The 20,939-nt window shown below is 42.0% G+C and carries 19 protein-coding genes; 7 read left to right on the top strand and 12 right to left on the bottom strand.

Features of this window, described 5'->3' with window-relative positions:
- Positions 1 to 56: 56 nt before the first annotated feature.
- From G460_RS0119170 to G460_RS0119215, 10 genes are all read right to left on the bottom strand, one after another.
- Positions 57 to 1,343 carry a citrate synthase gene (locus G460_RS0119170; protein WP_026956858.1) on the bottom strand — a complete coding sequence of 429 codons (1,287 nt, stop codon included), beginning with the start codon at positions 1,341 to 1,343 and terminating at the stop codon, positions 57 to 59.
- Between the two features lie 254 nt (positions 1,344 to 1,597).
- Entirely contained in the window at positions 1,598 to 2,020 is a 423-nt protein-coding gene (locus tag G460_RS0119175; RefSeq protein ID WP_026956859.1) for a BrxA/BrxB family bacilliredoxin, read from the bottom strand.
- 27 nt (positions 2,021 to 2,047) lie between these two features.
- Entirely contained in the window at positions 2,048 to 2,383 is a 336-nt protein-coding gene (locus G460_RS0119180; RefSeq protein ID WP_026956860.1) for a DUF59 domain-containing protein, read from the bottom strand.
- Between the two features lies 1 nt (position 2,384).
- A complete protein-coding gene (locus G460_RS0119185) occupies positions 2,385 to 2,813 on the bottom strand; it encodes a SufE family protein (protein ID WP_026956861.1) in 429 nt (142 codons plus the stop codon).
- Positions 2,810 to 4,033: a cysteine desulfurase gene (locus G460_RS0119190; RefSeq protein ID WP_026956862.1), complete on the bottom strand. Its 1,224-nt coding sequence runs from the start codon at positions 4,031 to 4,033 to the stop codon at positions 2,810 to 2,812. The genes G460_RS0119185 and G460_RS0119190 overlap by 4 nt, the downstream gene beginning before the upstream one ends.
- Before the next feature lie 9 nt (positions 4,034 to 4,042).
- Positions 4,043 to 5,308, bottom strand: a complete 1,266-nt coding sequence (gene sufD / locus G460_RS0119195; protein ID WP_026956863.1) for a Fe-S cluster assembly protein SufD — start codon at positions 5,306 to 5,308, stop codon at positions 4,043 to 4,045.
- A gap of 18 nt (positions 5,309 to 5,326) precedes the next feature.
- A complete protein-coding gene (sufC, locus tag G460_RS0119200) occupies positions 5,327 to 6,088 on the bottom strand; it encodes a Fe-S cluster assembly ATPase SufC (protein WP_026956864.1) in 762 nt (253 codons plus the stop codon).
- Between the two features lie 43 nt (positions 6,089 to 6,131).
- Positions 6,132 to 6,521, bottom strand: coding sequence for a four helix bundle protein (locus G460_RS0119205; RefSeq protein ID WP_026956865.1), 390 nt, complete (start codon positions 6,519 to 6,521; stop codon positions 6,132 to 6,134).
- A 37-nt stretch (positions 6,522 to 6,558) separates the two neighbouring features.
- The gene (sufB, locus tag G460_RS0119210) at positions 6,559 to 8,004 is read right to left on the bottom strand and encodes a Fe-S cluster assembly protein SufB (protein ID WP_026956866.1); all 1,446 of its coding nucleotides are present in this window, start codon (positions 8,002 to 8,004) and stop codon (positions 6,559 to 6,561) included.
- A 241-nt stretch (positions 8,005 to 8,245) separates the two neighbouring features.
- Positions 8,246 to 8,719 carry an Lrp/AsnC ligand binding domain-containing protein gene (locus G460_RS0119215; RefSeq protein ID WP_026956867.1) on the bottom strand — a complete coding sequence of 158 codons (474 nt, stop codon included), beginning with the start codon at positions 8,717 to 8,719 and terminating at the stop codon, positions 8,246 to 8,248.
- A 370-nt stretch (positions 8,720 to 9,089) separates the two neighbouring features.
- Between G460_RS0119215 and G460_RS22280 the strand changes: the two genes are divergently transcribed.
- The 4 genes from G460_RS22280 (at position 9,090) to G460_RS0119245 (ending at position 15,157) form a co-directional block, all read left to right on the top strand.
- Positions 9,090 to 9,626: a hypothetical protein gene (locus G460_RS22280; protein WP_051316139.1), complete on the top strand. Its 537-nt coding sequence runs from the start codon at positions 9,090 to 9,092 to the stop codon at positions 9,624 to 9,626.
- 87 nt (positions 9,627 to 9,713) lie between these two features.
- Positions 9,714 to 11,630 carry a M14 family metallopeptidase gene (locus tag G460_RS0119235; protein ID WP_026956868.1) on the top strand — a complete coding sequence of 639 codons (1,917 nt, stop codon included), beginning with the start codon at positions 9,714 to 9,716 and terminating at the stop codon, positions 11,628 to 11,630.
- 16 nt (positions 11,631 to 11,646) lie between these two features.
- Complete coding sequence (locus G460_RS0119240) at positions 11,647 to 14,460, top strand: S9 family peptidase (RefSeq protein WP_084421490.1); 2,814 nt, start codon at positions 11,647 to 11,649, stop codon at positions 14,458 to 14,460.
- A 142-nt stretch (positions 14,461 to 14,602) separates the two neighbouring features.
- Positions 14,603 to 15,157: a hypothetical protein gene (locus G460_RS0119245; RefSeq protein WP_026956870.1), complete on the top strand. Its 555-nt coding sequence runs from the start codon at positions 14,603 to 14,605 to the stop codon at positions 15,155 to 15,157.
- Positions 15,158 to 15,208: 51 nt separating this feature from the next.
- Here the strand turns inward: G460_RS0119245 and G460_RS0119250 are convergent, their stop codons facing one another.
- Positions 15,209 to 16,003, bottom strand: coding sequence for a thymidylate synthase (locus G460_RS0119250; protein ID WP_026956871.1), 795 nt, complete (start codon positions 16,001 to 16,003; stop codon positions 15,209 to 15,211).
- Between the two features lie 125 nt (positions 16,004 to 16,128).
- Positions 16,129 to 17,181, bottom strand: a complete 1,053-nt coding sequence (locus tag G460_RS0119255; protein ID WP_026956872.1) for an endonuclease/exonuclease/phosphatase family protein — start codon at positions 17,179 to 17,181, stop codon at positions 16,129 to 16,131.
- 214 nt (positions 17,182 to 17,395) lie between these two features.
- Here G460_RS0119255 and G460_RS0119260 point away from each other — a divergent pair, with 214 nt between their 5' ends.
- The 3 genes from G460_RS0119260 (at position 17,396) to G460_RS0119270 (ending at position 20,871) form a co-directional block, all read left to right on the top strand.
- A complete protein-coding gene (locus tag G460_RS0119260; protein ID WP_026956873.1) occupies positions 17,396 to 17,968 on the top strand; it encodes a DUF2911 domain-containing protein in 573 nt (190 codons plus the stop codon).
- 108 nt (positions 17,969 to 18,076) lie between these two features.
- Entirely contained in the window at positions 18,077 to 20,500 is a 2,424-nt protein-coding gene (locus G460_RS0119265; protein WP_026956874.1) for a penicillin acylase family protein, read from the top strand.
- The gene (locus G460_RS0119270) at positions 20,497 to 20,871 is read left to right on the top strand and encodes a hypothetical protein (RefSeq protein ID WP_026956875.1); all 375 of its coding nucleotides are present in this window, start codon (positions 20,497 to 20,499) and stop codon (positions 20,869 to 20,871) included. The genes G460_RS0119265 and G460_RS0119270 overlap by 4 nt, the downstream gene beginning before the upstream one ends.
- Positions 20,872 to 20,939 lie beyond the last annotated feature (68 nt).

Consider the following 20,939-nt stretch of genomic DNA (forward strand, 5'->3'; position numbering starts at 1 on the left):
ATCAAAAAAGCCAACCTAAAAGGTTGGCTTTACTATTTCTAAAGATGAAAACCGGCTTATCGCTTGTTCATAGAAACATAGTCGCGCTCATTGGCTCCCACATATACTTGACGAGGACGACCGATAGGCTCTCCGTTTTCTCTCATTTCTTTCCATTGTGCAATCCATCCTGGGAGACGACCTAGCGCAAACATCACTGTAAACATGTCGGTAGGAATACCTAATGCACGGTAGATGATACCTGAGTAGAAGTCTACGTTTGGATAGAGTTTTCTGTCCACGAAATATTGGTCATTCAGTGCAGCATATTCCAGTTCCTTGGCAATGTCCAAGACAGGGTCATTCACACCTAGTTTCTCCAATACGTCATCTGCAGCCTTTTTGATGATTTTGGCACGTGGATCAAAGTTTTTGTACACTCGGTGTCCAAAGCCCATCAATCTGAAAGGATCATTTTTGTCTTTTGCTTTATCCAAATATTTCTTGGCATCTCCACCGTCAGCTTTGATGGCTTCTAGCATCTCGATCACGGACTGGTTAGCTCCACCGTGAAGAGGGCCCCAAAGTGCGTTGATGCCAGCAGAAATAGAGGCGTAGATGGATGCTTGAGAAGATCCGACGATTCTGACGGTAGAGGTTGAGCAGTTTTGCTCGTGATCTGCGTGAAGGATCAATAGCTTGTCCAATGCCTTGGCTACTACAGGATCCACGTCATATTTTTCTGCCGGAAGGGCAAACATCATTTTAAGGAAGTTGGAACAATAGTCCAACGAGTTGTCCGGATAGTTGACCGGATGACCCATTTCATTTTTATAAGCCCAAGCTGCGAACGTTGGCATTTTGGCGATCAGACGCACCATGCTCAAGTTGATTTCTTCTTTGGATCTATTTGGATTCAAAGAGTTTGGATAAAATGCAGAGAGGGAACAAATCAAGGAAGATAATACGCCCATCGGATGAGCATTGGAAGGGAATCCATCCAAGATTTTTTTGATATCCTCGTGTACGAGGGTGTGATGTGTGATCTCTTGGGTGAAGCTTTCGTACTCGGCCTGAGTAGGAAGTTCTCCATAGATTAGCAAATAGGCTACTTCCAGAAATGTGGATTTTTCAGCCAGATCTTCGATTCTATATCCTCTGTATCGTAGGATTCCTTCTTCTCCATCCAAAAAAGTAATGGCACTGGTAGTAGAACCGGTATTTTTGAAACCTGGGTCCAGGGTGATTAATCCGGTAGAGCCTCTTAGCTTAGCAATATCTATAGCAGCTTCTTGCTCTTTTCCGACGATTACCGGGAATTCAAAATCTTGTCCATTATAGGACAACTTGGCAGAATCAGACATTTTATAAGAATTTGGATTGCGTTTTTTTAAAAACCTTAAAATATGGCCTTAAGTTAATAAAATCCCATATTTTTTGAGGTTTTTATTATATAACGGGTGATTTGTTAATTTTAATTCAGATTGAAATTCCTTGTGAATATCGTCTAAAAACTAAATAGAAAGATACTTTTGCGGGAATTTTTAAAATCTCCTTTTTTAATTTCAGAGATTCTCGAAAGATCAATGAAAAAAGCCCCGGAGGGCTCTTTTTGATATTAGTCACAGAAATGCTCAAAAACCTCCACGAGGTGATCGCCGATCATTTTGGCATTTCTTCCTTCGATGTGATGACGCTCGATGAAGTGTACCAATTCTCCGTCTTTGAACAATGCCATCGCTGGCGAGGAGGGAGGGTACGGTAGGACTAGCTCTCTCACTTTGTCGACAGCTTCTCGGTCATTGCCAGCAAAAACGGTCGCAAGTGTAGTAGGTTTTTTGGCAGCTTGATCCAAGGCATATTTTACTCCTGGTCTGGCAGCACCAGCGGCACAGCCACAGACAGAGTTGACTACGACGAAAGTGGTTCCTTTATGATTTGGTCCCAGATGCTCGGATACTTGCTCTGCGGTTTTAAACTCCTCAAAGCCGACTTCTGAAAGCTCAGCTCTCATGGGAGCGATTAGTTCTTCTGGATACATAGTATGATTGTTTTTAGAATTATTGATTTAAAGGAAGCCCAATTCAAGTTTGGCTGCTTCTGACATCATATCCTGAGAGTAGGGAGGATCAAATGTGACCTCTACTTCTACATTGTTGATTCCTTGGATTTGCTGGATTTTATCTTTGACCTCTGAAGGGATAAATTCCGCTGAAGGGCAATTAGGCGAGGTCAAGGTCATCGAGACAAAGACATTGTTGACCGGATAGACGGTGATTTCATAGATGAGACCAAGTTCGTATACATCTACTGGGATCTCGGGATCATAGACTTGCTTGATTGCCTGGACGACCTTCTCTTTGAGATTGTCGATTTGGCCTGCATTATTGATTTCAGTTTCCATTTCAGGCATTTAGTTTAGTTTGGAAAGCGAGGGCATAAAGCTTCATTTGCTTGATCATGGAAGCCAGTCCATTAGAGCGCTGGCTACCGATAATATTACCCATGCCTATTTTCTCTATGAAGTTCAAATCTGCCTGGATGATTTCTTCAGGGCTACGATCATTCAGCACGCGGATCAATAGGGAAATCAGACCTTTGGTGATATCCGTATTGGAATCCGCCTGATAGTGAATCTTTCCGTTATTTTCTTCAGCGATCAGCCACACTTTGGACTGACAGCCTTTGATGATATTCTCTTCTTTTTGCTCCTCTTCAGGAAATCCCTCCAGCTGTCCTCCAAGCTCCATGATATAAAAAATCGTGGACTCACGATCATCTCCTAGGATCTCAAATTCAGCTATGATTTCTTCCTGTACTTCCTGGATACTCATTTGTTTTTGATTTTGGCGATCCGGGCTACTCCCTCGGCTAATTGGTCAATTTCTGATTTGGTATTGTAAACAGAAAAACTGGCTCTGACAGTTCCCTCGATACCAAATCGTTTCATCAATGGCTGAGTGCAATGATGGCCCGTTCTCACAGCGATGCCTCTAGCATCTAGCATTTGGCCCACATCGAAGGGATGCATACCATTGATATTGAAGGATATTACAGCTACTTTTTCGGCTGCGGTACCTATTGGGTCAAATCCTTTGATAGCTCCCAATTGTTGATTTGCATGAGCTAATAGCTCATCTTCATGCGCTTTGATTTGTTTTTTGCCCAGTGTATTGACAAAATTCAACGCTGCGCCAAAGGCGATGACGTCTCCGATGTTCGGCGTACCGGCCTCAAATTTGAATGGGATGTCGTTGAAAGTGGTTTTTTCAAAAGTAACTTCCTTGATCATCTCACCTCCACCCAAAAACGGAGGCATGGATTCCAATACATCTCTTTTGCCATATAATACGCCTAAGCCAGTGGGCCCATAAAGTTTGTGTGCAGATAATGCCAGAAAATCACAATCCAACTCCTGAACATCGATTTCGAGATGACTGGTAGATTGTGCTCCATCCAGCAATACTTTGGCACCGACTGCATGGCCTGCCTGGATTATTTTTTTGACCGGGTTGATGGTGCCCAGTGCATTGGAGGCATGAACAATACTGATGAGCTTTGTCCGCTCAGAGAGTAGTTTTTCAAAAGCATCATAGTCCAATTCACCGTTGTCATGAATAGGAATGACTCTCAGGACCGCTTCTTTTTCTTCACAGAGGAGTTGCCATGGAACAATATTGGAATGATGCTCCATGGTAGAAATGATGATCTCGTCGCCTTTGCCGATAAACTTCCTACCGAATGTCATCGCTACCAGATTGATCGATTCAGTGGTTCCTTTGGTGAAAATTATCTCTTCAGTCTCGCGGGCGTTGATAAAATCCCGGACAGACTTTCTAGTGTTTTCAAAATACTGAGTGGCCCGATCAGCCAGTGCATGCGCTCCGCGGTGAATATTGGAATTGTCATGCTCGTAATAGTTCAAAAGTGACTCAAGGACAGCTTTGGGCTTTTGAGTCGTAGCGGCATTGTCAAAATAAATCAAGGGCTTGCCGTGTACTTCCTGATGAAGTACAGGAAACAAGCCCCTGATTTCATTCACATCAAATTTCATAAAGGGATTTTAGAATTTGCTTCCCAATCTTTGCTGCACCAGTCCAGTGCAATAGTTTTTGAAGTTTTCGTCCTCAATGTGATCCAAAACTTCTCCTGCGAAAGCGTAAAGCAGAAGTCCTTTGGCTTGAAGCTTATCGATTCCTCTTGCTTGCAGATAGAAAAGAGCTTCCTCATCGAGCTGTCCTGTGGTACAGCCGTGTGAGCATTTTACATCATCTGCCCAGATTTCCAATTGCGGCTTGGTGTTGACGGTAGCATCTTCAGAAAGCAAAATATTGTTGTTTTGCTGAAATGCATTGGTCTTTTGAGCATCCTGACGGACGAAAATCTTACCGTTGAAAACTCCACGTGAGGAATCAGCTAGGATACCTTTGTAGAGCTCGTTGGATTCTGCATGAGGAATTGTATGATCCACATTCGTGTGATTGTCCACGTGGGTTTTGCCATTCAAAAGATACAACCCATACATGTTTCCTTCAGAATTACTTCCCAGTAGGTTTAGATTGAGATTGTTTCTCACCATGTCACCTGATAAGGAAATAGTCACTGCTGTAAACTGGGCATCTTTCTGAATATCAGTCTCTATATTGCTGACTTCGATGGATTCCTTTCCTTCATTTTGGATTTTGTAGTAGTGAACTTTGGAGTTGTGACCTCCTTTGATCTCAACTACTTGATTGGAGAAAAGTGCTCCATCTAGCGGCTGCACAGCTTGATCGATGAATGTCACCTCTGCAAAATCACCAGCTTCAATCCATATTCTAGGCTGGACCACTTGCCCTCCATTGGTCTGATTGACCGAAAGGATCAAGATAGGTTGCTCAATTTGAGTCTTTTTTGGGACAGAAATAGCCAATCCTGAAGCAAACGAACTTTGGTTGAGTGCAACAAATGGATCTTTTTCTGGCTTGGCAATAGTTCCTACTGGAATGCTGCTGTCCTCTAGCTCCGAAATAGAAATTTCCTCAGGAAGAGAAGAAAGCGTTGCGTCCCATTTTCCATTGTTTAATACAATCAGATGGCCTTCAAATCCTTCAAATATTGATTTTTGGATCAATTCTGAAGTGATGTCGGCAGGTTGGGCTTGCTGAAAAGAGGAGATTTCTTTCTCCAGTTTTCTGGCAATTTGCGTGTATTTATATTCCTCAGCTTTGACAGCAGGCAGTCCTTCTTGCAGGAAGATCGCTTTCGCAGCTGATCTTGCTGTGGCAAAATTGGACGGTGCTGTTTCCAAAAGTGGGGAAAGGGTATCTTGTGTAGTCAAGGTACTCATGATTTAGGGGTGTTTGGATCAGACAGTGGCTGAGTCTACTTCTTCTTTGATCCAGTCGTATCCTTTTTCTTCCAGCTCCAGCGCAAGTTCTTTAGTGCCGGATTTTACAATTCTTCCTTTGTATAGGACGTGGACATAATCAGGGACGATGTAGTCTAATAGACGCTGGTAGTGAGTCACTACGATAGTGGCGTTTTTGTCAGATTTCAGTTGATTGACACCATTGGAGACGATTCTCAAGGCATCGATATCCAGCCCAGAATCTGTTTCATCCAAAATGGAAAGTGTCGGCTCCAACATGGCCATCTGGAAGATTTCGTTTCGTTTCTTTTCACCACCAGAGAAGCCTTCATTCAATGCGCGGCTCAATAGTTTCTGGTCGATTTCTACGAGTTTCATTTTTTCTTTCATAAGAGAAAGAAATTTGACAGCGTCCAAAGCTTCCAGACCGCGATATTCTCTTACTTGATTGACTGCGGTACGGAGGAAATTGGTAGAAGATACTCCCGGTATCTCCACTGGATACTGGAATGCCAAGAAAACACCTTCTCTTGCTCTGTCTTCAGGAGCCAGTTCCAAGAGATCTTTGTTTTGGAAAGTAACTTCTCCCTCAGTGACTTCATACTCTTCTCTACCTGCCAATACTGATGCGAGGGTAGATTTACCGGAGCCGTTCGGACCCATGATGGCATGGACTTCACCAGCTTTTACTTCCAAATTGATGCCTCTGAGAATAGGAGTACCCTCCACAGATGCATGTAGGTTTTTTATACTTAACATAATTCAAAATTTGACATTTGAAGTTTGAGATTGGGGGATAGGTTTATTTAAACTTGTTGCCCTTTATCTCGCTTTCTTTTAGATACTTAATGAATCCTGATAAAGATTTACTGATCTCTATGTTTTTATTTAGTAATTCAATGAGCTTTTCTTCCGAAATATATTTTCTGTCAAAAGCTCTGTAAAGTTGTGATCTGGCTTCTCCAGATGACCCTTTGGCGATACTTAGAAAATGAATGAATTCTTTGTTTCCTTCTCTTTCAAAGCCTTCGGCAATGTTATCTGCTATTGATCCTGAAGATGAGTTTATTTGATTTTTGAGGCTGAAGTCTTTTTCAAAGTCACCACAAATACTCAATTCGAAAATCTCTTTGGAGAACTCTCTGGCTAGCTGCCAGATTTTCAAATCTTCAAACCGAACGATGGTTCCCATAATTTCAAATTAGAAACCTCAAATTTCAAATTGTCTATTACCCTACAGACCCTTCCAATGTCAAAGCCAATAGTTTTTGGGCCTCAACTGCAAACTCCATCGGAAGTTGGTTCAAGACTTCTTTTGCGTAGCCATTGACGATCAAAGCCACAGCATCTTCTGTGTCGATCCCCCTTTGGTTACAATAGAAAATCTGATCTTCTCCGATCTTGGAGGTGGTAGCTTCGTGCTCTACCTTAGCGGTAGGATTTTGGATGTCAATGTATGGGAAGGTGTGAGCCCCACACTGATCACCCATCAGAAGAGAGTCACATTGCGAGAAATTTCGAGAGTTTGAAGCTCTCTTCATGACTTGCACCTGGCCTCTGTAGGAGTTTTGGGATTTGCCGGCAGAGATGCCTTTAGAGACGATTCGAGATTTTGTGTTTTTCCCGATATGAATCATTTTGGTACCTGTATCTGCTTGCTGGTAATTATTGGTCACAGCGACGGAGTAGAATTCTCCAATTGAATGATCCCCTTTTAGGATACAAGATGGATATTTCCATGTGACAGCAGAACCTGTCTCTACCTGCGTCCAAGAAATTTTAGAATAATCTCCAGCACAGATTCCTCTTTTGGTTACGAAATTGTAAATACCGCCTTTGCCATCCTTATCTCCTGGGAACCAGTTTTGAACGGTGGAATATTTCACCTCAGCATGAGCAGCGGCATAGATTTCTACTACTGCTGCGTGAAGCTGGTTTTCATCTCGTTGTGGAGCAGTACAGCCTTCTAAGTAAGAGACATAGGACTCGTCTTCGGCGACGATCAGTGTTCTCTCAAATTGACCTGTATTCGCGGCATTGATCCTGAAGTAGGTAGATAGCTCCATAGGGCATCTTACTCCTTTAGGAATGTAGCAGAATGATCCATCCGAAAACACAGCAGAATTAAGAGCTGCATAATAGTTGTCAGTCATGGGGACTACAGATCCTAAATATTTCTTGATCAACTCTGGATGATCTTTGACAGCCTCACTGAAGGAACAAAAGATGATACCGAGTTTTCCGAGGGTGTCTTTGAAAGTAGTAGCTACAGAGACAGAGTCCAAAACAGCATCTACTGCGATCCCTTGAAGTCTTTTCTGCTCGTTGAGTGAAATGCCCAATCTCTCGTAAATAGCGAGAAGTTCTGGATCTACTTCATCGAGGTTTTTTGCTTTTTTATTTTGCTTAGGAGCGGAGTAGTATCTCAACTTTTGAAGATCTACTTTAGGATAAGTGACATTGGCCCACTCCGGCTCTTGCATTTCTTGCCAAGTTCTAAAAGCCTTTAACCTCCAATCAAGTAGCCACTGAGGCTCCTCTTTTTTGGCAGAAATCCACTGGATGATCTCTTCATTGAGTCCTAGCGGAGCTTCATCTGCCTCATAATTGACAGACCAGCCATGTTCATATTCTTTGGAGGTAAATTCTTCTAAAATCTGATTGTCTTTGCTCATGGTACTGAGTAGTTTAGACTAATTACATTTTGACTTGCGAAGGTACAACATATAATGAAAAAATTATGTTCAATACGATTTAAAAAACCTATCAGAGATCTAAATTTTCAATGAAAATGGCTTTAGAGGCTTATTTTAAGCAGTTTGGAGATAATATAAAAAGCCCGGTTTGAGCCGGGCTTTTGTGATAGCGCGAATATTTTTATTTATCTGGATTTGATCCAAATAGGGTTTGTGTTAATTACTTTTCTTTATCAAAAAATTGAATAGGTCGATTGATGCTTTCTTCCAGCACAATTAGAGTCTCGGTTCGGTCGATGCCGTCTACTTTTTGAATTTTATCCAATACGAGTCTGAGGTGGTTGGTATCTCTACAAATGATTTTTGCAAAAATGGAATAATTCCCTGTTGTGTAATACGCGCTTACCACCTCCGAGATCTCCTTGAGTCTTTCGATGACATTGTCATATAAGGAGCTTTTTTCAAGGTAAATCCCCAAAAATGCAGAGATGTCATAGCCTAATTTTGAGAAGTCAATATTCAAGGTGGCACTTTTGACGATCCCCATGTCCTCCAGTTTTTTCATCCTGACGTGGACTGTGCCTGAAGAGACAAAGACTTTCTTTGCTATTTCGGTATAAGGGGTTTTTGCATCCTCGTTAAGTAGAGAGATGATTTTGAGGTCTATGTTATCGATATCTAAAATTTTATCCATTTTTTCGATGTGGATTTAGATGATTGTTAATGAAATCGATTGTAAATTAGAGATAGTTCAAAATATTGCAAAATATTTTTTTCAATTTGTAATTAAATCCAAAAATCTTTTACTTTGGGTTCGAAATAAATGGCTTTCTGAATATTTTGATAAAACGAGGTTTTTGAAATTATAATTCTGAGTTTTTGATATAATTCAAATAGCCACTATTTCGGGTAAAACTTTTAATCTCTAAAGTTATATTTGGGTTTATATTCTGAAAAGGGTCTTGCTGCTGGCAGGACTTTTTTGTTTTCTGTCAAAAATTTTAAATGCAAAAAATTGTATTTGAAAATATTTATCATGTATTTTTGGTCAAAATCAATTCACTATGTCCCAGATCCTGAGCAGCAAGGCTACGACTCTTTTTATTTTCATTTTTGTATTGGTAGGGCAGCAATTGGCGGCGGGCGCATTGGCCCAAGCTAATGGAGATGATTTTATTGCTACAAGCCTAACGGTACATTATAATAACCTGAAATTAAGATTAGTCGAAGATAGCCGAAGTGGAAAAACTGAACCAAGCTCTCCTGAGGATCTCCGGCAAGTTCCATTGACTATAGTTGAAGAGAATTTGGCCCATAATCTCAATTCGCATTGGGCTTGGCCTGAATACACTCTTGATATGATAGATTCGTACTCTCCTTTCTTATTCCGAACCAAAAAGTCGAGAGAGATAGAAGAAGTAAAAGTATTGCTAAAAGTCAGTGCCACCGGAAAGGTGGAAGGGTACGAACTGCAGTCCGAAGTGGACAAAGGCCTACGAGAGAGGATAGACTACCTGGTGCGCAAACTGCCTGATTGCAAACCCGTGCCAGGTTTCCAAGAATATTCTGCAGAAGTGTTTGAATTGACGATCCAAAAATAGGTTGATAGATTTTTAGGTTTTTTTTGAACGGTGCTACTTCCAAGTAGCACCTTTTTTACTTTTAGACCTATAAAACCACCTCAGCCTATGAAAAAAACACTTACTATCTCTTGCCTTGCCTTATTATCGGGCTTGGTCAATGCGCAAGTCAGGCCTTTCGAAAAGGAAAAGCCATTTACGGAAAGTGATTCTACCGCCAAATTTCACACTGTGTCAGGTGAAAGGCATGGTCCTTCATTTTTTAAAAAATTTGTATTCCCTGAGGTAGAATATACCCCTGGAGCATCTTTGACTTTTGATAAATATCATACAGTTAATGTCATGTATCATTGGTATGAGACATGGGCAAAGCAATATCCAGACATCGTGGATCTGTATGTGATTGGGGAGTCTTTCGAAGGGAGACCGATCTATCAGATGACCATCACGAATAAGAAGACGGGCAAAGAAACTGATAAACCTGCTGCTTATTTTGAAGGAGGAAGACATTCTGGAGAGATCACTTCTTCTGAATCGATTCTATGGTTGACGCAGCATTTGCTTGAAAACTATGGAAAAGACCCTGAGATCACTCATTTGATCGATACTAAGACAGTCTATTTACGACCTCAAAATAACCCAGATGGGTCCAACCTCTATCTGTATACTGAGCAGAGAAATAGGAGTACTGTCCGGCCTCATGACAATGATAGAGATGGACTGATCGATGAGGACCCAGAGGAAGATCTGGATGGAGATGGCGTGATCTATCAAATGCGTAAAAAAGCTGTAACAGATGAGGAGAAAAAAAATGCAAACTACATCGTAGATCCAGATCATCCCGCTGGTAAACTCATGAAGAGAGTTGCATCTGGTGAAGGGGATTATTTGATGTACTCCGAAGGAATTGACAACGATGGAGATGGAGACTACAATGAAGACGGGATAGGTGGATTGGATTTGCACCGAAACTACCCTGAAAATTGGAGACCCGATAGAGGTGGAGATATGACTGGAAGAGGGTATACGCAAAATGGTGCTGGTGAATTTCCGCTGAGTGAGCCAGAAACCCGATCCACTGTATTATGGATTCTCAGTCATCCGAATATATCAGTGGTCAACTCTATGGATACCCGTGTGCCGATGCATCTTAGAGCACCTTCTACTTCCAAGGGAGAAGAGAGTATGTATCCTGAGGATCTTGCTATTTATCGTGAAATGGACGAGTTAGGTCTATCTTTTACAGCCTATCCATGGGCTGGTGATGTGTACGAAACTTACGCTACTAGGTATAAGGTCAACAGGATGACCGGTGATCCTCTCAAACCCTCCCCTTTATTTGGGCATGGACCAGATTTCGGGTATTTCTACTTTGGAAGTATCTGGTATGGAGATGAGCTCTGGAACAACGGTGCCATGAAAGACTACAATGGAGATGGGATCTATGATGACTACGACGGATTAGTTTGGGATGAAGAGGAAAATGGTGGGAAAGGATTCAAATCCTGGACAGCTTTTACCCATCCTGATTTAGGCGAAGTAGAAATAGGAGGTTTTCATCCCAAGTTTTTTGGTCAAAATGGTCCGACTTGGCAGCTGGAAAACTGGGCCAAAAAGCAAGCGCTATTTAATCTAGCAATGGCCAAAAAGCTTCCGGAGCTAAAAGTCAATTCTCCGCAGGTCAAATCTTTGGGAGGTGGGGAATATGAGGTGTCTTTGACTTGGGAAAATGTCGGGGGGCTGCCGGTAGCATTGGAACAAGCGAAAATTGTCAAAATTGTCCAAGAAGATCGCGTTTCGCTGAGTTTTGACAAAAAGCTGACCGAGGGCAAAGAGAATGCAAAGGTGCAGATCATCAGTCCTGAGCTCTATGACAAAACAATCTATGCTGGATATATTGGAAAAGGAGAAACCAAAACCGTTACTTTCAAGCTAAAGGTCAGTACGGATGATCCTGTTCAAGGCAAAATCAGGCTATCCTCCACGCGTGGTGGATTCTTTGAGCAACAATTCGAAATAAACTAAATCAAACTACTAGATGATGCTACGAAAATTAAGCGGAGCAATGCTGGTCTTACTGGCCCTGACGATTCAGGGAGTCTCAGCCCAGCAAAAAAGATCTCTGACCCATGATGACTACGATGGTTGGGAGAGCTTATCCTCAGACCGGATCACCAAAAACGGGAAATGGGTGGGGTATATGATTTCACCTCAAGAAGGGGATGGAAGATTAGAGATCATTCCTTTCCAGAATGCGAGTAAAAAGTTCATCATTCCACGAGCTTCGGGATGGGATTTTTCTGCAGATGATTCCTATGCTGTAGGCAAAATTTCTCCTCAAGAGGATTCGGTAAGAGTTTTGAAACTTAAAAAGGCCAAAAAAGATGAGATGCCTAAGGATAGTCTTTTCATCTATGAGATGGCATCAGGTGAGCTGGAGAAGATGGCTAATGTCAAATCTTTTGCCATACCACAGGAAAAGGGCAGTTGGATAGCTGTTCACTTTGAAAAAGAAAAGCCTGTCAAGAAAGATGAGGCAGACTCTACTGCCAAAGCTGAAAAGCCTAAGAAAACCGACGGAACCAAACTTTTGGTAAGAAGTCTCGATGGGGCCAAATCCTATGAGTTTGATCGAGTCAAAAGTTATGGATTTTCAAAGAATGGAGATTTTCTTCAGTATGTCCTAGCGGAGGAAGATACACTGGATAATGCTGCCATTTATCTTCTGAATTTGGCTTCCGGTCAGTCACACCTTTTACATGAAGGAAATACAGCTTATGAAAGAGTCTCTTTTTCACCTCAGTCTACCTATTTGGCTTTCGTCAGTACCAATGACAGTACCAAGGCTAAAAAACCTTATTATGACTTGTATCTGACCCAGACTTCCAGTCCGGATCTGGAGGTAGTCGCCACCAAGGACTCCGAGGGCATTTTGGATCAGAGTCAGATCAGCTCAGATGCTTCGATTCGTTTTTCAGAAAATGAGAAAATGTTGTTTTTCGGAGTGGCAGAAGACTATGTAGATTATGCTTATGAGTCTGATACCACTATTTTGGATGAAGATCGAGTGAGCTTGGATATTTGGGGATGGCAAGATGCTGAGATCCAGCCAATGCAGCTTCGTAACAAATCCCGTGAACAAAAGCGTGCCTATACAGCTTCTTTGGATCTTTCCAATGGAAACATAGCACAGTTGGAAGATCGGGAAGTGAACAATGTGATGCTAGAAAACAAAATTGAGCGTGATTTTGGATTAGCATCCACAGATGCACCTTATAGAAGAAGCTACAGTTGGGATATTCAGATTGGAAGGGACCTTTATCAGGTTGATTTCAAATCAGGAGAAAAAACCTTGATAGAAGAAAATATTTCAGGATACCCGGGACTTTCTCCAGAAGGAAAGTATGTCACTTGGTACTCAAGTACGGATAGTACTTGGTTTGCCTATGATTTGGCTAGCAAGAAGAAAATAGACTTGACCGCGAATATTCCAGGAGTTGTATTCTATGACGAATTGCACGATTCTCCATCCAGACCTGGGTCTTACGGTTCTGCAGGCTGGCTGGCGGAGGATACAGCTATTCTGATCTATGATCGCTATGACATCTGGAAAATCGATCCAAAAAATCCTGAAGCAGCTGTCAATATTACTGCCGGAGAGGGTAGAAAGCAGCAAATTGAATTTAGAAGACAGGATTTGGATCGGGAAGAAAGAAGCATCGATCCGAAATCAACACTTTATCTGACTGCCTTTGATGAGATGAGCAAAGAGTCTGGACTTTATACGGGTTCATTTTCAGGAGCTAGTCCAAAAGTGATCCTAATGACTCCTCATCGGTATTATGGATTGAGCAAAGCAAAAGATTCGAAGGAAATCACAGTAAGAAGAAGTACCTATCAAGAAAATCCGGATTTGTATTTGGGTGATATGAGCTTGAAAAACCTCCGAAAAGCCTCTGATCTCAACCCACAGCAGGCAGGGATTAAGTGGGGATCAGTGGAGTTGGTTCAATACCTAGCCAATGACGGAACTCCTTTGCAAGGGTTGTTATTTAAGCCGGAGAACTTTGATGCAACTAAGAAATATCCGATGATGGTTTATTTCTACGAAAGAAATAGCGACGGACTCTACAGCTATAGGACTCCGGCGCCATCCGCATCGACCATCAACATTCCTTATTTTGTAAGTAATGACTACTTGGTGTTTGTGCCAGATATCAAATACGAATTGGGCTTGCCAGGACCATCAGCATATGACTGCATTATCCCCGGCGTACAGTCAATCGTGGCAAAGGGTTTTGTGGACGCTGATAACATGGCGATCCAAGGACAGAGTTGGGGTGGCTACCAGGTCGCTTATTTGATTACACAGACTAATATGTTCAAAGCAGCTGGGGCTGGAGCACCGGTGGTCAATATGACTTCAGCCTACGGCGGTATCCGCTGGGGAACTGGAATGAGTCGAATGTTTCAGTATGAGCAGACTCAATCTAGAATCGGTGGAACGCTCTGGGAAAAGCCAATTTACTACATTGAGAATTCCCCATTGTTTTTCATGGATCGTGTAAAGACTCCTGTATTGATCATGCACAATGATGAAGATGGTGCAGTGCCATGGTATCAGGGCATCGAGATGTTTATGGCACTGAAGCGCTTGAATAGTCCTGCTTGGCTATTGCAGTACAATGGAGAGGATCATAACCTGCGCCAGCGAAAAAACAGGAAAGATTTATCTATGAGACTCAGTCAGTTTTTCGACCACTACCTAAAAGGTGCTCCTGCACCGTTATGGATGACAGAAGGACTTCCAGCTGTAGAAAAAGGCAGAACTCTTAAGTATGAGTTAGAAAAGTAAGACCATAAATTAGATTAATAAAAGGCTTGAAATAGGATTATTTCAAGCCTTTTTTCTTACATAAACTAAATATGACTTTAATTTTAATGCGTTTAATTGTATTTTTAGTCACTATTTGCTTATACCAAACGCCCATTACTCCATGTTTAATAAAATTAAAAGTGCCATAACCGGCTACAAGGTGAAGCACTACGTCTCCGATGGACTCAAAGTCAAGGTCCAATATCGGGGGAAATTACATACTACAGATCCACTGTCGGTCGTACGACAATTATTACAAAGGCTTGATCATCCCCAGACCGTGGTAGATACAGCTATAGACTTAAAGGAATGTTGGGAGGATAGAATGAACTACTTCAAAGTAGGAGCTCTATCTTCTATTACTTCTTTTAACATGGAGTATAGCACCTATAAGATTTCACGCTATGTCTCAAAGCAAGGCAAGTCTCCATTGAGCTTGTACGCTGTGATGGAGAATGATAAGGTGTTTGCGTTTTTTTCTAGAGTCTACGATTATGGGGCATTTTTCAAGGAAATGGAAGAAACGTTTGTAAAGAACACTTCAGAGGAAAGTGCTGGTGCTTACCTGATAAAAAATGGGACATACCAGTTGCTGATCGACTCATTCGGACACTCCCAGTCCTTTTTGTGGAATGATGACAAAGCGCTGGATCAGTTTCTTCAGACTTTGAAATAAGTCAAAATAAGTCGTCGATTTTGCTACCGTTGACCTACTATTGGAATGTGATTATACTGCCACAGCAGCTTTGATATGAGGGTGCGGGTCATAGCCGGTCAATTCGAAATCCTCATAAGTAAAATCAAAAATGTCTTTGATCTCAGGATTGATTTTCATGGTAGGAAGTGGCCTGCATTCACGACTTAATTGCAACTCAGCTTGCTCGAGGTGATTCAAATATAAATGTGCGTCTCCAAAGGTATGGACAAACTCACCCGGCTTCAGACCACATACCTGAGCTATCATCATGGTAAACAAGGCGTATGAGGCAATATTAAATGGTACGCCTAAAAATACATCCGCACTTCTTTGATACAATTGACATGAGAGCTTGCCATCAGCCACATAAAACTGAAACAAGGTATGACATGGAGGCAGAGCCATATTGTCTACATCAGCGACATTCCAAGCACTGACAATGTGCCTTCTGCTATCCGGTTTGGTTTTAATCTGATGGATCAAGTTTTTGATTTGATCGATTTCTCCTCCTTTGCCGTCAGGCCAATGGCGCCACTGATAGCCATACACTGGACCTAAATCGCCATTTTCATCCGCCCATTCGTCCCAAATTGAAACTTTGTTTTCTTTCAGGTAGTCGATGTTTGTGCTCCCTTTGAGAAACCAAAGCAGTTCGATGATGATACTTCTTAGGTGAAGTTTTTTAGTAGTGACCACAGGAAAACCCTCTGATAAGTCAAATCTCATCTGATGTCCAAAAATACTGATGGTACCAGTACCGGTACGGTCAGATTTTTTTACTCCTTCATCTAAGATTTTTCGCATCAAATCGTGATACTGCTTCATGGGAAAGGGATTTGTATTGGATGGTCGAAAGATACTAGCTTCCTTTCACAATAGGAACTAGAATTTGGGAAAGCTAGTCTTCTTGAAATACAGGCGCTAAAGAGAAATCGGAAAAGACACTATGATTACTCTTGATTTTCAGGGTTTTTGTCCCATCTGAATGTAGCTGTGACAGGATAGTGATCTGAGTAATCTACCTCTCGATGAGTTTTGAATTCTACAGCTTTCAAGCTTGAGGAACTGAAAATATGGTCAATTCGAAGAAAGAAAAGGATTTTGTTGTAAGTGAATCCAAATCCACGCCCAGCTGTTTCGAAAGCATTAGTTAACAACTTACTCATTCGGAAGTAGGTGTTTGAATAAGGAATTTCGTTGAAATCACCCATGACGATCACAGGATGGGGACTATTTGCCACATGTTCTTCAAGCACTTTGAGCTGCTTGCTTCTAGCCAGACTGCCTCGATGAAGCTTTCCTAAAGTCTGTCGGTATTTTTCTTTTACACCATCTAGATTGTCCAATGCCTCTGATTCTATACGCATGGATTCGAGGTGGCAATTGTAAATTCTTACCGTGTCTGATTCATACACTATATCTGCGAAGATAGCTCCGTTGGTAGATTTGGTATCAAATACGACTCCCTCATGAATGATCGGAAATCTTGAGAAAATAGCTAGCCCATGTGACCTTTTATTGGAATTTCCCTCTACGATCTGGTAGACGGACTCCATGTCTTTATCCTCTCCGAGTAATTTGAGGGCGTTGCGAGAAGGAGTGGTTTGATCTTGGAAAAATTCTTGAAATACCTTCACATCTGCCGGATGATCCTGAAGCCAAGTGAAGACATTCGGGTCAAATTCTCCTCCCATTCTTCTCTTATAATCAAACAAATGCGCATTGTAAGTCAGGACCTTGAGTCCTTCGGGGTTGTCCGTTCTTGGATTGAGCTGAAATGTGATTTGTGCAAAGCGATACCCAATAAGCAGTGCTAAGAGAGGTAGAAAGGCGAGCTTTCTCCAAGAAAGGGTGAGAATGATGAGAAGGAAAAGATTGATCAACCAGAAGACGGGTACGAAAAAAGGGAGCAAGCCTACATAGGGGAAATCTCCCGGAGTGATAAAAACACTTCCAAAGACCAAGAGGGTAAGAAGAAATAGGAGCCAGGTGAGGATTCTCATGTATGATGTTAAGCGCAGAAGATCTAAAAAGGTTGGATTGAGTGATTAAATTTTCATCCTTTCATTTGTCGATATCGTAAAGAAGCAAAGAAGAGGCTAAAAATCCGTTTGATCAAAAAAAAATCGGGATTCGCTAAATTTATTCTTAACACAATAGGCAGGGATTTTGCGGATAAGCTGATATTCCTTTTATTTCGCTAAAAAATTAATCACTATGAGCATTCGCCAATCAATTTGGATAGTTGCAGTTGCAGGAGTTTTTCTTTTTTCCTGCTCTTCTCAAAAAGCTGAGGAGTCCGAGATGGAATCGATGACCGAGGCAATGAATGAGGATTCAGATGAAGAATCTAGACCCAGTCCTTTGGAAGTCAAATCCGGCCAGATTTCTGGTAAGGAATTCAAAGTGCAATATGGATCTCCTGCTGTGAAAGATCGGGAAATCTGGGGTGATCTAGTTCCCTACAATGTCGTGTGGCGAACAGGGGCCAATGAAGCTACCTTTGTGGAGTTGGCGCAGGATATGACTGTCGAGGGGCAGACTCTTCCCGCTGGCAAATATTCATTGTTTACGATCCCTAAAGAAAGCGGCAAATGGACTGTGATTTTTAATTCTGAGTGGGATCTGGAGCATGGACATTTTCAGTATGATGAAAAGAATGACGTATTGCGTGTAGAAGTGACTCCTTCTTGGGAGGCCATGGCTCAGGAGAGATTATCCATTGACATAGAAAGTCCGGGAATGGTCATCCGTTGGGAAAAGTTAAAATTGCCAGTCAGCATTCAATAGGAAATATAGATTCCAAAGCCCTGAATTCAGATTCAGGGCTTTTTTTTTGACTTTAAAAAATTGCAACTTACTTGCTAAATTGATATTTCTCCATATTCCTCGACAGGCATGAAGTATATAGCTTTTGTAATAGTGGTTTTGATCACAGGTTTACTGGGGTACTTGGGTTCCATTTCGTTGGGTCCTGCTCCTCCGATGGCGCCACTTTTGGATCCGAATCATGGTTTTTGGCAGAACATGAAAAGTGAAGACGCGCTGGCGAAGGAGGAAATAGTATTGGAGGGCCTAGTAGCACCTGTGCATGTCAGCTACGATGAAAACCTTATTCCCCACGTATTTGCAGAGAATGAGCAAGATTTATATCGAGTCCAGGGGTATGTGACTGCAATGCATCGATTGTGGCAGATGGAATTTCAGACCATGGCGGCTTCTGGTAGGATATCGGAAATCGTAGGTTCTATCGCTGTCCCACTTGATAGGATGACCAGAAGAAAAGGCTTGGCCTATGGAGCTGAGTTGGGCATGGAGTTTATTCAAAAAACAGATCCAGAGACTCTTTTACTCTTGGAGGCTTATTCCGACGGAGTCAATCAATATATCGATCAGCTAAGCGAAGCGAGACTGCCGGTAGAATATAAAATTTTGAATTACCGTCCAGAACACTGGACTGCATACAAATCGATCCTGCTGCTCAAATATATGTCAGATATGCTGGTAGGCGATCGGGATCTTGAATATTCCAATCTCAGAAAATATTTAGGAGAAGAGATGATGGGGAAGCTTTTCCCTGATTTCCCAGAAGAAAATGATCCTGTAATAGAAAGCGGGAAAAAATGGGAGTTTGCCCCTATACCTATATCAAGGCCTGATAGCATTTCGTATCCTGACGACGCCTTGGTGATAGAGCCATTGCCTCAACCAGAGGAAGGTACAGGATCCAATAACTGGGCAGTTGCAGGAAGTAAAACTAAAAGTGGAAACCCTATTTTGGCAAATGATCCGCACTTGAGTTTGAATCTACCATCTCTTTGGTACAGCATGCAATTGAGCACTCCGGATTTTTCTGTCAAAGGGGCTACGCTGCCAGGAGCTCTGGGAGTGATCTCTGGCTTCAACCGCAATATCGCTTGGGGAGTTACCAATGCAACCAAGGATGCAAGAGATTGGTACAAGATTACATTTGAAACTGATCAAAGAGAAGCGTATCGCTATGGAAGCGAATCGAGAAAGACCGAATTTAGGATAGAGGAGATAAAGGTAAAAGGCGAGTCTCCATTCATGGATACAGTGGTCTATACTCACTATGGGCCAGTGGTCTATGATCGCACATTTCGGGCAGAGCGGCAAGATGTCAACTTTGCTCTCAAATGGACTGCTCATGAAGGGTCTAATGAGCAAAAGACATTTTTGCTGTTAAATAAGGCTGAGAACCATTCGGATTACAATTTGGCTCTAGATCACTTCACCTCTCCGGCTCAGAATTTCGTTTTTGCCTCTAAATCTGGAGATATCGCCATGAGGATTCAGGGAAAATTTCCTTTAAAATGGAAGGAGCAGGGCAAATACTTCATGGATGGTGCAGATCCTAGGATGGAGTGGCAATCCTACATTCCGAATGAGCAAAATCCAAGTACGCTCAATCCTGAAAGAGGCTTTGTCTCATCTGCTAATCAGCATCCTGTAGATTCGACTTATCCTTATTATGTATTTGACAATAGTTACGAACACTATCGAAATAGGAGACTAAATACAAGACTAAGGGAAATGTCAGGTATCACGCTCCAAGATATGCAAGAGCTCCAGTTTGATGATTATTATCTTCATGCATTTGAGGCTTTGCCAGTGATGCTAGAGCTATTGGGGAATGATGCATCTGCTGAATCTCAAGCTCAGAAATATTTACAAGAGCTTAAGAATTGGGATTATTATGCAGACCCTAATCAGCAAGCTCCGACGCTATTTTATCTTTGGTGGGGAAAATTGTATGATTCAATTTGGAAGGATTTATCGGAGCTCGAAGGACCAATAGTACGGCCTAATTATTACCGAACGGTGAAGCTCTTGAAAAATGAGACTCAAGGTGAAATTTTTGATCTGAAATCTACCAGTGGAAAAGAAACTGCATCCACACACGTAAAGCAAAGCTTTGGAGCGATGCTCGAAGAGATGAAGACTTGGGAAGCAGAGGAGGGAGATTATGCTTGGGCAAATTATAAGCGGACTAAAATCCAGCACTTGGTACCCCAGTTCACTTCTCTCTCTGTAGAAAATGTATATACAGGTGGAGGAGCTGGGATCATCAATGCGACTAGTAGCAGGCATGGGGCCAGTTGGAGGATGGTGGTAGAAATGGGTGAGGAGGTCAAAGCCTTTGGAATCTACCCCGGAGGACAGTCTGGAAACCCAGGAAGTAAATTTTATGCCAATTTCGTCCCGAAATGGGCAAATGGTGAATACCTGAATTTTGATTTGAGAGAAAAAGAAGAGGAAGCTTCCCTTCTATTTGAAACTGTCTTTACACCCCAGCTATGAGATTCTTTGGTTTTTTAATTCTAACAGCTCTTTTGGTTGTTTTTGTTGGTCCATTTGTTCCTTATTGGATGCTCATGGTGGGTGCGTTTCTTTTGGCTTTAGTTCTGAAACCTGGCAATTCCGCAGCTTTTTTTGGTGCTGGTTTTGGGTTTGCACTTTCATGGGTTGGTTTGAGTCTTTATTTGACCATCGATACGGGTAGTGAGTTAGGCGGAAGGATGGCGGCTATTCTTGGTGTCCAATCCGGCACGGTTCTGATGATAGTAACGGGAATAGTTGGCTTTTTATTAGGGGCTTTTTCCTCACTTAGTGGAAATATGTTACGCAATTTGTTTAGAAAAAAGCCTGACAACATTTACGGAGGTAGATAATCCTTTTGGTCAAAAAATGCGCCGCTGGTAAAATAGAGGCTATTTTATTTTTACAGTTGAACCGAATG

Source organism: Algoriphagus vanfongensis DSM 17529, from assembly GCF_000429465.1.
Lineage (GTDB): Bacteria > Bacteroidota > Bacteroidia > Cytophagales > Cyclobacteriaceae > Algoriphagus > Algoriphagus vanfongensis.

Coding starts and splice junctions, on each gene's coding strand:
- G460_RS0119170 (WP_026956858.1), bottom strand. CDS start 1,343: ATGTCTGATTCTGCCAAGTTGTCCTATAATGGACAAGATTTTGAATTC.
- G460_RS0119175 (WP_026956859.1), bottom strand. CDS start 2,020: ATGTATCCAGAAGAACTAATCGCTCCCATGAGAGCTGAGCTTTCAGAA.
- G460_RS0119180 (WP_026956860.1), bottom strand. CDS start 2,383: ATGGAAACTGAAATCAATAATGCAGGCCAAATCGACAATCTCAAAGAG.
- G460_RS0119185 (WP_026956861.1), bottom strand. CDS start 2,813: ATGAGTATCCAGGAAGTACAGGAAGAAATCATAGCTGAATTTGAGATC.
- G460_RS0119190 (WP_026956862.1), bottom strand. CDS start 4,033: ATGAAATTTGATGTGAATGAAATCAGGGGCTTGTTTCCTGTACTTCAT.
- sufD (WP_026956863.1), bottom strand. CDS start 5,308: ATGAGTACCTTGACTACACAAGATACCCTTTCCCCACTTTTGGAAACA.
- sufC (WP_026956864.1), bottom strand. CDS start 6,088: ATGTTAAGTATAAAAAACCTACATGCATCTGTGGAGGGTACTCCTATT.
- G460_RS0119205 (WP_026956865.1), bottom strand. CDS start 6,521: ATGGGAACCATCGTTCGGTTTGAAGATTTGAAAATCTGGCAGCTAGCC.
- sufB (WP_026956866.1), bottom strand. CDS start 8,004: ATGAGCAAAGACAATCAGATTTTAGAAGAATTTACCTCCAAAGAATAT.
- G460_RS0119215 (WP_026956867.1), bottom strand. CDS start 8,719: ATGGATAAAATTTTAGATATCGATAACATAGACCTCAAAATCATCTCT.
- G460_RS22280 (WP_051316139.1), top strand. CDS start 9,090: ATGTCCCAGATCCTGAGCAGCAAGGCTACGACTCTTTTTATTTTCATT.
- G460_RS0119235 (WP_026956868.1), top strand. CDS start 9,714: ATGAAAAAAACACTTACTATCTCTTGCCTTGCCTTATTATCGGGCTTG.
- G460_RS0119240 (WP_084421490.1), top strand. CDS start 11,647: ATGCTACGAAAATTAAGCGGAGCAATGCTGGTCTTACTGGCCCTGACG.
- G460_RS0119245 (WP_026956870.1), top strand. CDS start 14,603: ATGTTTAATAAAATTAAAAGTGCCATAACCGGCTACAAGGTGAAGCAC.
- G460_RS0119250 (WP_026956871.1), bottom strand. CDS start 16,003: ATGAAGCAGTATCACGATTTGATGCGAAAAATCTTAGATGAAGGAGTA.
- G460_RS0119255 (WP_026956872.1), bottom strand. CDS start 17,181: ATGAGAATCCTCACCTGGCTCCTATTTCTTCTTACCCTCTTGGTCTTT.
- G460_RS0119260 (WP_026956873.1), top strand. CDS start 17,396: ATGAGCATTCGCCAATCAATTTGGATAGTTGCAGTTGCAGGAGTTTTT.
- G460_RS0119265 (WP_026956874.1), top strand. CDS start 18,077: ATGAAGTATATAGCTTTTGTAATAGTGGTTTTGATCACAGGTTTACTG.
- G460_RS0119270 (WP_026956875.1), top strand. CDS start 20,497: ATGAGATTCTTTGGTTTTTTAATTCTAACAGCTCTTTTGGTTGTTTTT.